This window comes from Candidatus Methylomirabilota bacterium (assembly GCA_035709005.1).
Lineage (GTDB): Bacteria > Methylomirabilota > Methylomirabilia > Rokubacteriales > CSP1-6 > 40CM-4-69-5.
In genome coordinates this window covers 59,724-73,229 of the sequence record DASTFB010000008.1, presented here as the reverse complement: position 1 = coordinate 73,229, position 13,506 = coordinate 59,724, and the positions used below count along the sequence as shown (strand labels likewise).

Annotated in this window: 15 protein-coding genes; 7 read left to right on the top strand and 8 right to left on the bottom strand. The window is 71.4% G+C overall.

The window, feature by feature from the left end:
* Nucleotide 1: 1 nt before the first annotated feature.
* Together dusB and VFR64_01370 are read right to left on the bottom strand one after the other, a co-directional pair.
* A complete protein-coding gene (gene dusB, locus VFR64_01375; protein ID HET9488394.1) occupies nucleotides 2–913 on the bottom strand; it encodes a tRNA dihydrouridine synthase DusB in 912 nt (303 codons plus the stop codon).
* Nucleotides 910–2,145, bottom strand: a complete 1,236-nt coding sequence (locus tag VFR64_01370) for an amidohydrolase family protein (protein ID HET9488393.1) — start codon at nucleotides 2,143–2,145, stop codon at nucleotides 910–912. The genes dusB and VFR64_01370 overlap by 4 nt, the downstream gene beginning before the upstream one ends.
* Nucleotides 2,146–2,209: 64 nt before the next feature.
* Here VFR64_01370 and VFR64_01365 point away from each other — a divergent pair, with 64 nt between their 5' ends.
* Both VFR64_01365 and VFR64_01360 read left to right on the top strand, forming a co-directional pair.
* A complete protein-coding gene (locus VFR64_01365) occupies nucleotides 2,210–4,153 on the top strand; it encodes a cation:proton antiporter (GenBank protein HET9488392.1) in 1,944 nt (647 codons plus the stop codon).
* Between the two features lies 1 nt (nucleotide 4,154).
* A complete protein-coding gene (locus VFR64_01360; GenBank protein ID HET9488391.1) occupies nucleotides 4,155–4,814 on the top strand; it encodes an arsinothricin resistance N-acetyltransferase ArsN1 family B in 660 nt (219 codons plus the stop codon).
* Here the strand turns inward: VFR64_01360 and VFR64_01355 are convergent.
* Genes VFR64_01355 through VFR64_01340 form a run of 4 tightly spaced genes read right to left on the bottom strand, consistent with a single transcriptional unit; the run spans nucleotide 4,762 to nucleotide 7,437 of the window.
* The gene (locus VFR64_01355) at nucleotides 4,762–5,487 is read right to left on the bottom strand and encodes a TerC family protein (GenBank protein ID HET9488390.1); all 726 of its coding nucleotides are present in this window, start codon (nucleotides 5,485–5,487) and stop codon (nucleotides 4,762–4,764) included. The genes VFR64_01360 and VFR64_01355 overlap by 53 nt on opposite strands.
* 30 nt (nucleotides 5,488–5,517) lie before the next feature.
* Entirely contained in the window at nucleotides 5,518–6,219 is a 702-nt protein-coding gene (locus tag VFR64_01350; GenBank protein HET9488389.1) for an SGNH/GDSL hydrolase family protein, read from the bottom strand.
* On the bottom strand, nucleotides 6,213–7,163 hold the full coding sequence (locus tag VFR64_01345; GenBank protein HET9488388.1) for an LLM class flavin-dependent oxidoreductase: 951 nt from the start codon (nucleotides 7,161–7,163) through the stop codon (nucleotides 6,213–6,215). The genes VFR64_01350 and VFR64_01345 overlap by 7 nt, the downstream gene beginning before the upstream one ends.
* A gap of 10 nt (nucleotides 7,164–7,173) precedes the next feature.
* Nucleotides 7,174–7,437: a helix-turn-helix domain-containing protein gene (locus tag VFR64_01340; GenBank protein HET9488387.1), complete on the bottom strand. Its 264-nt coding sequence runs from the start codon at nucleotides 7,435–7,437 to the stop codon at nucleotides 7,174–7,176.
* Nucleotides 7,438–7,569: 132 nt separating this feature from the next.
* Between VFR64_01340 and VFR64_01335 the strand changes: the two genes are divergently transcribed.
* Complete coding sequence (locus tag VFR64_01335; GenBank protein ID HET9488386.1) at nucleotides 7,570–8,718, top strand: citrate/2-methylcitrate synthase; 1,149 nt, start codon at nucleotides 7,570–7,572, stop codon at nucleotides 8,716–8,718.
* A gap of 55 nt (nucleotides 8,719–8,773) precedes the next feature.
* Here the strand turns inward: VFR64_01335 and VFR64_01330 are convergent, their stop codons facing one another.
* Nucleotides 8,774–9,724: a hydroxymethylglutaryl-CoA lyase gene (locus VFR64_01330; GenBank protein HET9488385.1), complete on the bottom strand. Its 951-nt coding sequence runs from the start codon at nucleotides 9,722–9,724 to the stop codon at nucleotides 8,774–8,776.
* A 104-nt stretch (nucleotides 9,725–9,828) separates the two neighbouring features.
* Here VFR64_01330 and VFR64_01325 point away from each other — a divergent pair, with 104 nt between their 5' ends.
* The 4 genes from VFR64_01325 to VFR64_01310 all read left to right on the top strand — a co-directional run bounded on the left by VFR64_01325 (nucleotide 9,829) and on the right by VFR64_01310 (nucleotide 12,737).
* The gene (locus tag VFR64_01325; protein HET9488384.1) at nucleotides 9,829–10,305 is read left to right on the top strand and encodes a DNA starvation/stationary phase protection protein; all 477 of its coding nucleotides are present in this window, start codon (nucleotides 9,829–9,831) and stop codon (nucleotides 10,303–10,305) included.
* Nucleotides 10,306–10,378: 73 nt separating this feature from the next.
* Nucleotides 10,379–10,690: a hypothetical protein gene (locus VFR64_01320; protein ID HET9488383.1), complete on the top strand. Its 312-nt coding sequence runs from the start codon at nucleotides 10,379–10,381 to the stop codon at nucleotides 10,688–10,690.
* Nucleotides 10,691–10,818: 128 nt separating this feature from the next.
* Nucleotides 10,819–11,880, top strand: coding sequence for an FtsH protease activity modulator HflK (hflK, locus tag VFR64_01315; GenBank protein ID HET9488382.1), 1,062 nt, complete (start codon nucleotides 10,819–10,821; stop codon nucleotides 11,878–11,880).
* A 2-nt stretch (nucleotides 11,881–11,882) separates the two neighbouring features.
* Nucleotides 11,883–12,737, top strand: coding sequence for a protease modulator HflC (locus VFR64_01310; protein HET9488381.1), 855 nt, complete (start codon nucleotides 11,883–11,885; stop codon nucleotides 12,735–12,737).
* Nucleotides 12,738–12,760: 23 nt separating this feature from the next.
* Here the strand turns inward: VFR64_01310 and pssA are convergent, their stop codons facing one another.
* A complete protein-coding gene (gene pssA, locus VFR64_01305; protein HET9488380.1) occupies nucleotides 12,761–13,393 on the bottom strand; it encodes a CDP-diacylglycerol--serine O-phosphatidyltransferase in 633 nt (210 codons plus the stop codon).
* Nucleotides 13,394–13,506 lie beyond the last annotated feature (113 nt).

Below are 13,506 nucleotides of genomic sequence, written 5' to 3'. Positions count from 1 at the left end.
CTTACCAGGCGCTCCAGAAGAGCGCCTGCACACTGGCGGGGTCGGAGGCGGCGAAGAGCTGCGCCCGGAGGCCCGCGCTGCCGGGCAGCCCGGCCGAGTACCAGGCCAGGTGCTTCTTGAGCTGCACCAGCGCGTCTCGCGGGGGCAGAAGCGTCCCGATCAGCTGGCAGTGGCGCCGGATGATCCCGGCGCGCTCGTCGCGGCCGGCCGGGGCCGGGCGGAAGACCCAGGGCGCGCCGAGCGCGCCGCGCCCCACCATGACGGCGGCGCACCCGGTCGCCTGCGTCATCGCCAGCGCGTCGGCTCGGCATCGCACGTCGCCGTTGCCGGTGACGGGGATGGCGACGGCCGAGACCACCTCGGCGAGGACGTCCCAGGGGGCCCGGCCCGTGTACTGCTGGCTGCGCGTGCGCGGGTGCACGGTGAGCGCGTCCACCCCTTCGGCCTCGGCGATGCGCGCGATCTCGGCCGCGTTCACCGTGCCCTCGTCCCAGCCGCCCCGCATCTTGACGGTCAGCGGGACGTCCACGGCCTTGCGCATCGCGCGCAGGACGAGGGCCGCCTGCAGCGGATCCCGCATCAGGGCCGCGCCCTGTCCCTTGGCCACGATCTTGGGGACCGGGCAGCCCATGTTGAGGTCGATGGCGTCGGCGCCGCGCGCCTGCAGGCGGCGAGCGGCCTCGGCCAGCACGTCCGGATCACAGCCCAGGAGCTGAAAGGCCAGCGGCCGCTCCTCGGGCAGGTAACGGGTGAGGAGCTCGGTTCGCAGATTGCCCTCGACGAGGGCGCGCGCGTCGATCTCCTCGCTGGTGAGCATCCCGGCGCCGCAGGCCCGGGCGATCAGCCGGAACGGCGCGTTGGTGACGCCCGCCATCGGGGCCAGCCGCAGATCGAGGGTGTCCGGTCGCTTCACAGCGCCTGCTTGATCAGACGCCCGCCCCTGATGATGACCTTCAGGTTGTCGGCGTTCTGGAAGATCCTCAAGTTGCGGAGCGGATTGCCGGCGACGACGATGAGGTCGGCGTACTTGCCAGGCTCCAGCGTCCCGATCCGATCCTCCATGCGGAAGAGCTCGGCGTTGACCCGCGTCGCTGACATCAAGACGTCCATGGGGCGCATGACCTGGCCCTTGAGCTCGAGCTCGACCGCCCGATGCGCCGCCATATCGCCGAGGAGGTCCGAGCCCGAGCCGATCTTGCAGCCGGCCCGGTAGGCGTGGGTCAGCCCCTGCACGCTCTGCTCGCGGGCCAGGGCGATCTTCTGGATCTGGTGATCGCCGATGCCGTAGCGCTTGCCTTCCCGATAGATCGCTTCGTAGGTGACCATGGTCGGGACGAGGAACGCCCCCGCTCCGTGGATCGCCTGGGCGGCGGCCTCGCCGATCAGGTTGCCGTGCTCGATGGAGCGGATGCCGGCTTCGACGGCGCGCCGGACGGCGCTGTCGGAGTAGGCGTGGGCCAGGACATAGGTGCCGGCCGCTCGCGCCTCTTCGGCGGCGGCTCGCAGCTCGGCCACCGAGTACTGGGTGGTGTCGAGCTCGTCGGCCGGCGACATGGCCCCGCCCGACGCCATCACCTTGATCTGGTCGGCGCCGCGCCGGAGCTGCTCCCGCACGGCTCGGCGCACCTCGTCCTCCCCGTCGGCGATGGCGCCGATCATCCCCAGGCAGCAGTCGACCGGCCCGGTCGTCTCGGCCGGGCGCCGCACGTCGCCGTGGCCGCCCGTCTGCGAGATGTAGTGGCCCGAGACCAACAGGCGCGGGCCGTGGAAGTGGCCCTCCTCCAGGACCAGCCGGAAGCCGGAGTCGGCCCCGCCGGCGTCGCGCGCGGTGGTGAAGCCCTGCATCAGGCACTCCTCGGCCCGACGCATGGCCCGCGCGGCGATGTAGCTCGGCGGGTAGTGCCGGTGCTGCTCGAGGACGTTCTCCGTGACGGCGCAGATGTGGACGTGGGCGTCGGTGAGCCCGGGCATCAGCGTGGCGCCCCGGCAATCGAGCGTGGTGACGGCGCCCGGTAGGGGACCGACCCGGCCGGCGGGCGCGACGTCCTTGATGCGATCGTCCTCGACGACGAGCGCCGCGCCCTCGACGGGATCGCGGCCGGTGCAGTCGATGAGGAAGGCGTTGGTGAGGACGGTGAGGCTCATGCGCGTCGGCCCGGCGACATTACAGTATCATGCTCGCGCGGGCCCGGCACCGCCCGCGGAGCGCATGGTCACGCACCCGGCATTTTTTGTCGATCTGGCGCTGGTCTTCGCCGCCGCCGTTCTGGGCGGGACGCTGGCGCGGTTGGCGCGGCAGCCGCTCATCCTCGGCTACGTCCTGGGCGGCGTTCTGGTGAGTCCGCTCACGCCGGGGCCCTCCGTCTCGGACATCCGTACGTTCGAGCTCTTCGCCGAGATCGGGGTCGTGCTCCTCATGTTCTCCATCGGCATCGAGTTCACCCTCAAGGACCTGGGGCGTGTGAAGTGGGTGGCGCTCGTGGGCGGCCCCCTGGGCATCCTGCTCACGATCGGCCTGGCCATGGGAGTCTGGGGCCTGCTGGGCGCGCCCCTGCTGCAAGGCGCGGCGGTCGGCATGGTGATCTCCGTCAGCAGCACGATGGTGCTCATCCGACTGCTGCTCGACCGGGGCGAGCTACACTCCCGCCACGGCCGAATCCTCATCGGCACCGCGCTGGCCGAGGACCTTGCCGTCGTGGTCCTCATCGTGCTCATGCCGGCTCTCGGCGCGTTCCAGGGGCGCGACCTGGGCGAGATCGGCCTGGCCCTGTTCCGAGCGGCCGTCATCCTGATTCCGTTCGCCTATCTGGCGGCCCGGGCAGTGCCCCATCTCCTGACGCGGGTGGCCCGCACCCGCAACCCCGAGCTCTTCCTGCTGGTGGCCCTGGGCGTGGGCCTGGGGCTGGCGGCGTTCACCCAGGCCGTCGGGCTCTCGCTGGCCCTGGGGGCCTTTCTGGCCGGGCTCACGATCAGCGGCTCCGACTACGCTCACGAGACGCTGGCCCGCCTGCTTCCGCTCCGCGACGTGTTCGTGGCCTTCTTCTTCGTGACGCTCGGCGTCCTGCTCGATCCGTCTCAGCTGCTCTCCCAGCCGGCGCTGCTGGCGCTGGTGGTCGGCCTGATCGTCCTGGGCAAGCTCACCATCCGCTCCACCATCACGTGGCTGTTCGGTTATCCGGTGTCCGTGGCGATCCTGGTCGGCCTGGGGCTTGCCCAGATCGGTGAGTTCTCGTTCGTGCTCGTCCACGTGGCGCGCAGCGTGGGCGCCGTCGGCGACGACATCTACAACGCCACCCTGGGCGCCTCGCTCCTGACGATTCTCATGAACGCCGGCCTGGTGCGGGTGGCGTCCAAGTGGGCGGCCGAGGGACGCTTGCGGAGGCCCTCCACGGCCCTGTCCGAGCTCCCCAGCCGGCTGCAGGATCACGTGGTGCTGTGCGGGTACGGGCGGGTGGGGAGCGCGGTCGGCGAGGCCCTGGAGACGTTCCACCTCCCGTACGTGGTCATCGAGATGAATCCCGACATCGTGAAGGGCTTGCGTGCGCGGAAGCTGCCGTGCATCTTCGGCAACGCCGCCCAGCGTCGCATCCTGGAGGCCGCGGATGCCGAGGACGCGGCGCTGGTCGTCGTCACCGTGCCGGACGACCAGCAGGCCGGGCTGACCGTGCGCAGCGCCCGGGCGTTGAACCCCAGGGTCCCCATCGTGGCGCGTGCCCACAACCGCGCCGCCGACGAGGCGCTGCGCGCCGCCGGGGCCACCGAGGTGATCCAGCCCGAGCTGGAAGCCGGCCTCACCCTCATTCGCCACGGCCTGGGCCATCTCGCGCTGCCCAAGGACAGCCTGATCGCCTATCTGGAGGTGCTGCGCGAGGCGCTGAGCGGCGAGCCGGATCGCGCTCGCCAGGCGCGCCAGGGACTGCCCGAGGTCCGCGAGATCAGGGTGGGCAGCGACGGGATCTCCGATCAACCGCTGGCCGAGGCGCGGCTGCGGGAACGCTTCGGCATCGTGGTGGTGCGGATCGAGCGGCCGGACGGGGTGGTCGTGATGAGCCCCGACGCCGAGACCATCCTGCGCCCCGGCGACCGTATCCGCATCTTCGGCCTGCCCCGCCAGATCGAAGCCTTCCTGGCCGAGACGGGCCTGCGTCAGTAAGATGCCGGCCACGATCAGACTGGCCGAGGCCGGCGACGCCGCGGCCGTGGCCGCGATCTACGCCCCGTTCTGCGAGGCGACGGCCGTCTCGTTCGAGGACCGGGCGCCCTCGGCCGCGGAGATGGCGACGCGGATTCTCGGGCTGGTCCCCCGGCTGCCCTGGCTGGTGCTCGACGCGGACGGGGTCATCGCCGGCTACGCCTATGCGAGCCAGCATCGGGACCGGGCCGCCTACGGCTGGGCGGTCGACACCAGCGTGTACGTCGCACCCGAGTACCGGCGCGGCGGCGTCGCCCGGGCGCTCTACACGACGCTGTTCGACGTGCTGCGCTCGCAGGGCTACTTCAAAGCCTACGCCGGTATCACGCTTCCCAACCCGGCCAGCGTCGGTCTGCACGAAGCGGTGGGCTTCCAGGCGGTCGGCGTCTATCGCGGCGTCGGCTACAAACTCGGCGCCTGGCACGATGTGGCCTGGTACGGGCAGGCGCTACAGGCCGAGCGTCCGGACCCCGCTCATCCGGTGCCGCTCACCCGCATTCACGGCTCCCCGGAGTGGCGCGACGCCGTCGCGCGCGGCTTGCGCTACTATCGGCCGGGCCGAGAGAACGTTACGCGCGCTGGGCCCGCAAGCGCCGGCGATGGCCCCGGTAGCGCAGGTTGAGCATCTCCACGAAGAGCGAGAACGCCATGGCCGAGTAGATGTAGCCCTTCTCGACGTGCCGGCCCATGCCCTCGGCGACCAGCATCACCCCGATGAGGAGCAGAAAGGCCAGGGCCAGGATCTTCACGCTGGGATGCCGCTCCACGAAGCCGCTCACCGAGTTGATGGCCAGCATCATCACGATCATGGCGATGACCACGGCGATCACCATGGTGATGAGGTGCTCGGCCATGCCCACGGCGGTGATCACCGAGTCCAGCGAGAAGACGAGGTCGATCACGGCGATCTGGGCCACCACCCAGATCAGCCCGGCTCGATCGCCGCCGCGCCGGTGCGGCTCGTCGGCCTCGACCTTCTCGTAGATCTCGTGGGTGGCCTTGAAGATGAGGAAGAGGCCGCCGGCGAGCAGGATCAGGTCGCGCGCGGAGATCGCGCGCCCGAGCAGGGTGAAGAGGGGCGCAGTGAGTCCCATGATCCAGGTGATGGCGAACAGCAGGACGATCCGGGTGCCCAGCGCGAATGCCAGCCCCAGGCGCCGGCCCAGCGACCGCTGCGACGGCGGCAGGCGGCCGGTGAGGATGGTGATGAAGACGATGTTGTCGATGCCGAGAACGATCTCCATCGCGGTGAGCGCGATCAGCGCGATGAGGCCGTCGGTGCTGAGCCACTCCATGGTGATCTCCTGGGGGTGGGCGGGCCGCCCTCAGCCGCCGCGGTTCATCCTCTTCTCGATGCCCCGCCACATGAGCTCGGCCCACCGCGCGTAGCCGGCGTCGGAGGGGTGATACCCATCTCGGGACAGGAGCTCGGGGTGCCGGGGGACCTCCTGCCGGCTGGCCGTGTAGAGGTCCACCAGCTCGGTGCCGTACCGCCCGGCGGCTCGCCGGAGCGCCCCGTTGAACTCCACCGACAACCGGGTGACCCGCTCGGCGTGCGGGCTGCCGCGAAAGCGCCCGGTCACGCCGAGATCGGGCAGGAGGTTGACCACGATCACGGCCGGGGTGTTCCGGGACAGCGTCTCGAGGGTCGTCCGCACGTTGCGCTCGTACTGCTGGACGGACACGCCCTGCGTGATGTCGTTGGGGCCGACCGAGAGCGTGACCAGGTGAGGGCGGAACTCGACGGCGGGGTGAAGCTGCCGGTCGCGCACGTCGGCGGAGGTGGCGCCGCCCACGCCCAGATTCCGCATCACGGCGGCCGGGTATCGCTCGCGCAACCGGGCGTGGATGCGGCTCACGTAATTGAGCTCGCGGCGGCTGGCCCCGACCCCCTCGACCGTGCTGTCACCCAGCGCCACGTAGCGGACTTCGGCTCCGGGCTCGGCGGGAAGGCCGCCCGCGGCGTTCGGTTGCGAGGAGCAGGCGACGAGCAGGGCCGCCAGCGACAGCCACCCGGCCCTCACCATCCCGCGGCCGCCTCCAGGGTCGGCTGGTACCACGGCGCGTCGGGAAAGGTGACCGGGCGCACCGCCGGCAGGGTCACCCCGGCCTCCCGGTAGGCCTGGACGTAGGCGTGGGCCGCCTCGGCCCCGCCCACGGCGCCCAGCGCCTGGGCCAGCTCGACGGGGGGCTGGCCGTCGCGGTCGAACTGTGCCAGCGCCGCGGCGAACCCCGCGCGCGCCAGCATGGCGCGGTAGAAGGGCTGCTCGAGGTAGCGCGTGAGCTCGGCGCGGAAGGCGGCCAGCGCGGCGGTGTGGTCGTGGGTGATGGCCAGGGGCACCGCGGCCACGATCTCGAATCCGTCCAGCGTCTTGCCGGCCCGCCGGCGCCCGCGCTCGAGCGCGGGCACGGCCACGTCGCGCACGTACCCGGGCGGGGTGAGCCAGAGCACGACACCGTCGGCGATCTCCCCGGCCAGCTCCAGCATGCGCGGAGACAGCGCCGCCAGCAGCACGGGCGGAGCCTGTGGGCGGACGGGGAGCCCCATGCTCCAGCGCACGCGGAAGTGCTTCCCCGCGAACGCGGCGCCCGCCCCCAGGGCGCCGCGCAGGACGGCGACGTACTCGCGCATCACCGCCAGCGGCTCCTGCAGGCTCAGACCCAGCATCGCTTCCATGGAGGCGCGGTGGCTCACGCCGATGCCGAGCCGGAAGCGCTCCTGGGTGGCCTCGGCCAGGGTGAGGGCGGCCTGCGCCATCGCCACGGGATGGCGAGGATAGATGGGCACGACCCCGTTGCCCAGGCCAATTCGCGTGGTGGCCGCGCCGTACGCCTGGAGCACGAGGAAGGAGTCCCGGCCCAGACCGTGCGTGACCCAGACGCTCTCATACCCGAGCGCCTCGGCGCGCGCGACCAGCGCGACGGCGGCCGGCACGTCGCGCCCCGGGATGATGTAGGCGCCCAGCTTCATCGGCGCGTTTTCAGTCCCGGATCCAGGACTCGGCGAGCGGGATGTCTACCGGCCGCCGGCGCCGGACCTTCCCGGCGCTGCGCCCGCCGCTCGGGGCCAGCCGGAGCAGCCCCTCGACCTCCGCGCGCCGGTACAGTCGCTGGCGCTTGATCCCCTGCCGGTAGCTGCGCAGCACGCCCCGGCTCACGTAGGCGTAGAGGGTGGCGGGCTTGATCCCCAGCAGGCGGGCGGCCTCTTTCACCGTCAGGAACTCCTCCCCCTCGAGGACGACCATCGCGTCCCACCGTACCAGGGACCGGGCCCCAGGTCCATCCGAGTACTGTTGTATCAATATAAATCATGTAATATAGAGCCACGGTCGCCGGCGGGGCGTCACGCCAGGATGCCGGCCGGGGGAGGGACGACGATGGCGGCAGAGTGGAAGACGGGTCTGGAGGACGTGATCGCTGCGCGCTCGGCCATCTGTCAGGTGGACGGCGCAGCCGGGCGGCTCTACTACCGCGGGTACGAGATCGGCGAGCTGGCCGGGGCCGTGCCCTTCGAGGACGTCACCGCGCTCCTGTGGCTCGGCGAGCTCACGACGCCGGCCACCGAGTTCCGGCAGCGCCTGGCCGCCGCGCGCGGGCTACCCGCTGCGGTGGCCGATCTGCTGCGCTCGCTGCCCCGGGATACCCATCCGCTCGACGCTCTGCGGACGGCGGTTTCCCTGGCGGCCAGCGTGGATCCGGACGCGCGGGCCGGCGACTCCGAGGCCAACCTGAGAAAGGCGGTCCGGCTCATGAACCTGGTGCCGGAGACGGTGGCCGCCTGGCAGCGGATCCGGGCCGGGCGCGAGATCGTCCCGGCCCGGCGCGAAGGCTCCCACGCCGCCCACTTCCTCTATCTGCTGCGCGGGGAATGGCCGTCGCCCGAGGTCGAGCGGGTGATCGACGTCGTGCTCACCTTGCACGCCGACCACGAGTTCAACGCCTCCACGTTCGCCCTGCGCGTGGCCGTCGCCACCCTGGCCGACCTCCACGCGGCCGTGACGGCGGCGGTGGCCACGCTCAAGGGCCCTCGCCACGGCGGCGCCAACGAGGACGTCCTGGCCATGCTGCGCGACATCGGCGATCCCGGCCGGGCCGAGGCGTTCGTCGCCACCCGGCTCGGCGCTCACGCGGCGCTGGGCCGGCGCGAGCGCAGCGACCCCCGCGCCCGCATCCCCGGGTTCGGTCACCGCGTGTACCGCGTCGACGACGCGCGGGCCCGCGTGCTGCGCTCGATGGCGCAGGCCATGGCGGCGGCGACGGGCCGGGCGCGGCTCTTCGAGGTCGCCGAGGGCGTGTACCAGGCCATGCGCGCGCGCACGGCGTTGCCGGTGAACGTGGACTTCTTCTCGGCGGTGGTCTACGACGCGCTCGAGCTCCCGCCCGACTTCTGTACTTCGGTCTTCGCGGCAGGCCGCGTGGCCGGCTGGTGCGCCCACGCGCTGGAGCAGTTCGCCGACAACCGACTCATCCGGCCGCGGGCGGAGTACGTCGGCCCGGCCCCGCGCCCGCTGGCCCGAGCCGGCTGACGCTCGGGGCGTCGGCGCCGGTCCATCAGCGCGAGCATCCGAGGCGCCATCCGGGTCACTCGGAGCGGGGGCGGCGGGAGGCGACGACGTCGGGGACCGGGTAGCGGCGCTGCCACGGGCCGGCCTTGACGATCTGACCGGGCAGGACGCGGCCGACGATGTCCTGCACGCGCCGCGACGCCGCGATCAGACGGTCGAGGTCGATGCTCGTCTCCACGCCCATCGCGTGCAGGCAGTGCACGAGATCCTCGGTGCACACGTTGCCGGAGGCCCCGGGAGCGAACGGGCAGCCGCCCAGGCCGCCGATGGAGGCGTCGAACGCGGTCACGCCGCACTCCATCGCGGCCAGGATGTTGGCGATGGCCATGGCCCGCGTGTCGTGCGTGTGCAGGACCCACTCGATGCCCGCGAACCGCGGCATCAGGCGCTCCAACGTCCGTTGGACCTGCCGGGGGTTGGCCATGCCGGTGGTGTCGGCCAGCGCGATGGCGCGCGCCCCGAGATCGACCAGACGGCGCACGATGCCCTCCAGCCGGGCCAGCGGCACCTCGCCCTCGAAGGGACACCCGAACGATGTGGAGATCCCGCAGCCCACGGGGACGCCCGCCCGCCGGGCGACCTGCATGACCGCCTCCAGCTTCGCCAGGGACTCGGCGATGGTCATGTTGACGTTGGCCAGATTGTGGCTCTCGCTGGCCGAGACGACGGTGTGTAGCTCGTCGACGCCCGCGTCGATGGCGCGCACGGCCCCTTTGTCGTTGGGGACCAGGGCCGCGTAGCGGGTGCCTGGACGCCGCCGAATGGCGGCCATCACGGCCTCGGCGTCGCGGAGCTGGGGGACGACCTTGGGATGCACGAACGAGGTCACTTCGATACGGGGCAGCCCGGCGGCCGAGAGGAGATCGACCGCCTCGACCTTGTGCTCGGTCGGGATCCAGTCCGGCTCGATCTGGAAGCCGTCCCGAGGCCCCACCTCGCAGATCACCACGCGCGCCGGAAGCTTCATGGCATCATTGGTCCCCCGGGCGCCGGGGGCGCCCGGGTGCCCGTGAGTCTAACATGGCGGAATCCCGCGGCCGCTGGTGGACATCCAAGAGATCGGAGGCAGCCATGAACGTCAACATCGGCATTCCCAACGACAAGCGTGACGCCGTCGTCACCGTCCTCAATGCCGTGCTCGCCGACGAGTACGTGCTCTACACCAAGACGCGGAACTATCACTGGAACGTCGTCGGCCCGCAGTTCAACGATCTGCACAAGTTCTTCGAGGCTCAATACGAGGAGCTGAACGACATCGTGGACGAGGTGGCCGAGCGCGCCACGTCCCTGGGCGGCAAGGCCGTGGGCACGCTGGCCGAATTCGTCAAGACGACCCGGCTGCGGGAGCGCCCCGGGGAGTATCCGGACGCCCGGGGGATGCTCGGCGACCTCCTGGCCGACCACGAGACGGTCATCCGGCAGCTCCGGGCCGACCTGGTCGCCGTCATGGACAAGCACGGGGACGCGGGCACCAATGACTTCCTCACCGGCTTGATGGAGAAGCACGAGAAGATGGCCTGGATGCTGCGCGCGTTCGTGGCGAAGTAGCTCCGGGGAGGGGCGCGACCGGGACGACCCGGCCCGGCTGACTCCGACCCGGGAGCAGCGTACAATGCCCGGGATGAACCTGTCCCGGCTGGCGCTGCTCGTCGCGGTGTACCTGTCGCTCGATGTCTCCAACCCGATGCTTCCAGGCGCGCTGAGCTTTGGCGTGGAGGATTCGGTGGAGGTGCGCCAGGCGGACCGCTTGCGCGGCCCCGACGACGCACCCCCGCTGCCGCCGGCGCGGGGGGCCGAGCGCGCCGCCCTGTCGGAGCGCCCGGTCGCGCCCGGCCGCGCGCCCACGCCTCCGATGCCCCGTTTCCGCCGGGCTCGAGCGACGCGGGCGCAACTGCCGCTCCACGCCCCTGCCCCGTCTCCCGAAGACCACTGAGCGGTTTCCTCCGCCCCGTCGCCTAGAGCGCCGCTGCCCGCTGGCGTCTTTGCGGGACGTCGTGGTCACCGCGGGGCGGGCGCGCTGGTTCCAGTTCACGAGCATCGGTCATCAGGGAGGATTCGAACATGAGCAGCTGGCCACCACGCCAGGGAATACCCGATTTCAACGAGCAGCTCGAGCCCCTGCGGCGTGTCGTGCAGCGCTGGGGCCGCCGCCGGCTTCTCGCCGCCGCCGCCGCTGTCATCGTGGTCCTGTGGCTCGCCTCCGGTCTGTACATCGTCGGACCCGGCGAGCGGGGCATCGTCCTCCTGTTCGGTCGCGTCGTCGGGCAGACGGAATCGGGGCTGCGCTACCGCCTGCCGGCGCCGATCCAGTCCCACCGCATCGTGGACATCGCCACGGTGCGCCGGGTCGAGGTCGGCTTCCGCTCCACCCGCGGTGGCGCCCGGCCCATCCCCAGCGAGTCGCTGATGCTCACGGGCGACGAGAACATCGTCGACGTCCAGCTCTTCGTCCAATACCTCGTCCGGGATCCGCAGAAGTTCTTGTTCCGGGCCCGCGATCCGGAGCTCACGCTGCACTCCTCGGCCGAGGTGGCGCTGCGGGCCGCGGTGGGCGAGACCAACATCGACTACACGATGACGGAGGGCCGGGTCGAAGTGCAGGACCGCGTCAAGAAGCAGCTGCAGGAGCTGCTGGACCTGTACGGCACGGGGCTGCTCGTCACCGAGGCCCGCCTGCTCGTCGTCGATCCGCCCCAGGAGGTCCAAGAGGCCTTCCATGACGTCGTGCGGGCCTGGGAGGATCGTGAACGTCTCATCAAGGAGGCCGAGGGCTACGCCGAGGGCGTCGTGCCCAAGGCCCGGGGCGAGGCCGTCCAGATGCTGCGCGCCGCCGAAGCGTATCGCGAGCAGCGCCTGATCCGCGCCCGCGGCGACGCCGACCGGTTCCTGCGCATTCTCGCCGAGTACCGGAAGGCCGAGGCCGTCACGCGCGACCGGTTGTACCTCGAGATGGTCGATCGCGTGCTGCCGCGCACGAAGACGGTCGTGGTCGACTCGCGCGGTGATCGGACCGGCGTGGTGCCGCTGCTGCCTTTGGGGACCTTCCTGCCCGAGGCGCCGGCGGCCAAGACCAACAGCGGCGCCCCGGCCTCGAAGCCGGCGGCGACCACGGGAGGGCGATGATCATGGCCTGGCGGATCGCTATCGTCGTGCTCGTGACCACCGTCCTCGGCGGGGCGACCTACGTGGTGCCCGAGTGGCAGCAGGCGATCGTGACGCAGTTCGGCCAGCCGATCCGCACCGTGCGGGAGCCGGGGCTGTACTGGAAGCTGCCCGTCGTGCACACGGTCACCTTCTTCGACCGACGCGTCCTGGCCGCCGACACGGGGGGCGCCGAGTATCTCACCCTCGACAAGAAGCGCCTGCTGATCGATCACATCTCGCGCTGGGAGATCGTGGACCCGCTGGAGTTCTACCGGACCGTTCGCGACGAGCGGGGTGCCATGGCGCGCCTGGACGACATCATCACGGCCCGGCTCCGGCAGGAAGTGGGCAAGGAGATCTTCAAGGAGATCATACGCGAGAAGCGCGAGACCATCATGGAGACGGTGACGACGGAAGCGCGCACCCTGTCGGCGCCCTTCGGCGTGCACGTGCTCGACGTCCGCGTGAAACGGGCCGACCTGCCGCCCGAGGTCCAGGCCAGCGTCTTCGCCCGCATGCAGGCCGAGCGCCAGCGGATCGCGCTGCGCTACCGCGCGGAGGGCGAGGAGAAGGGGCGGGAGATCCGCGCCAACGCCGACAAGCAGCGGGAGATCATCCTCGCCAAAGCGTATCAGGAGAGCCAGGGGCTGCGGGGCGCCGGGGACGCGGAGGCCACCGCCGTCACCGGGCAGGCCTTCGGGCGCGATCCCGTCTTCTACGGCTTTCTCCGGAGGCTGGAGTCGTACGAACGGGTCTTCTCGCCGGAGACGACGATCGTGCTCCGGCCCGACTCCGACCTGCTGCGCTACCTGGACTCTCCGCGAGAGAGACGGTAGCGCGATGCCGTGGCGGCCCAGCGCTAGAGCTTCGGGATGCGGAGTGTCTTGCTGACCATCAGCGAGCCGGAGAGTGCCCAGAGCAAGGTCAAGGGGTGAAGCTGCCCGGGACCCAGGCGAACCGCGCCGAACACGAGGGCGTCGCCGAGGCGGCCGAACCAGGCTGAGACGGCGACGATCAGGACCAGGACGACGCTGGTCGGGATGGGAGTGCCCTCGAAGTATTCGACCTTGTCCGTCCCGGCGGCGAGCTCTTCGGCCGTGACGTTGAAGCGGGCCAGCCGGCTGACGCCGCAGGCGACGAAGTAGACCAGGATGACGACGTCCCACAGCCCCTTCATCCCGGCGCCGTAGGCGATCGCTGCGGGGGCCATGCCGAACGAGATGACGTCGGCCAGCGAGTCGAGCTCGCGCCCCATGGCGGAGTGCCGCCTGCGGCCGCGAGCGACCCGCCCGTCCAGGATGTCCAGGACGAGGGCGAGCGGCACGAGCCCCGTGGCGATCAGGAGCCGCTGGAGATCGCCCGTTTCGACGTACCGCATGACCGCGAAGACGGCGAGCACGCCGCAGGCGGCGTTGCCGAGCGTGAGGAAGTCCGCCAGGTGGAACCCGCGGATCATCGACAGATGGGTACGCCGGTCGCCCGTCCTCGTCATGCGGCCGGCCGAGGCTACGCCGGGCGCGACGGTGGACGCTGGTCGCTCGTTCTGAGCCGGGCTTGCTTCAGCTCGGCCTCCCGGCGCCGACGTGCCAGACGGCGGAGTCGTTG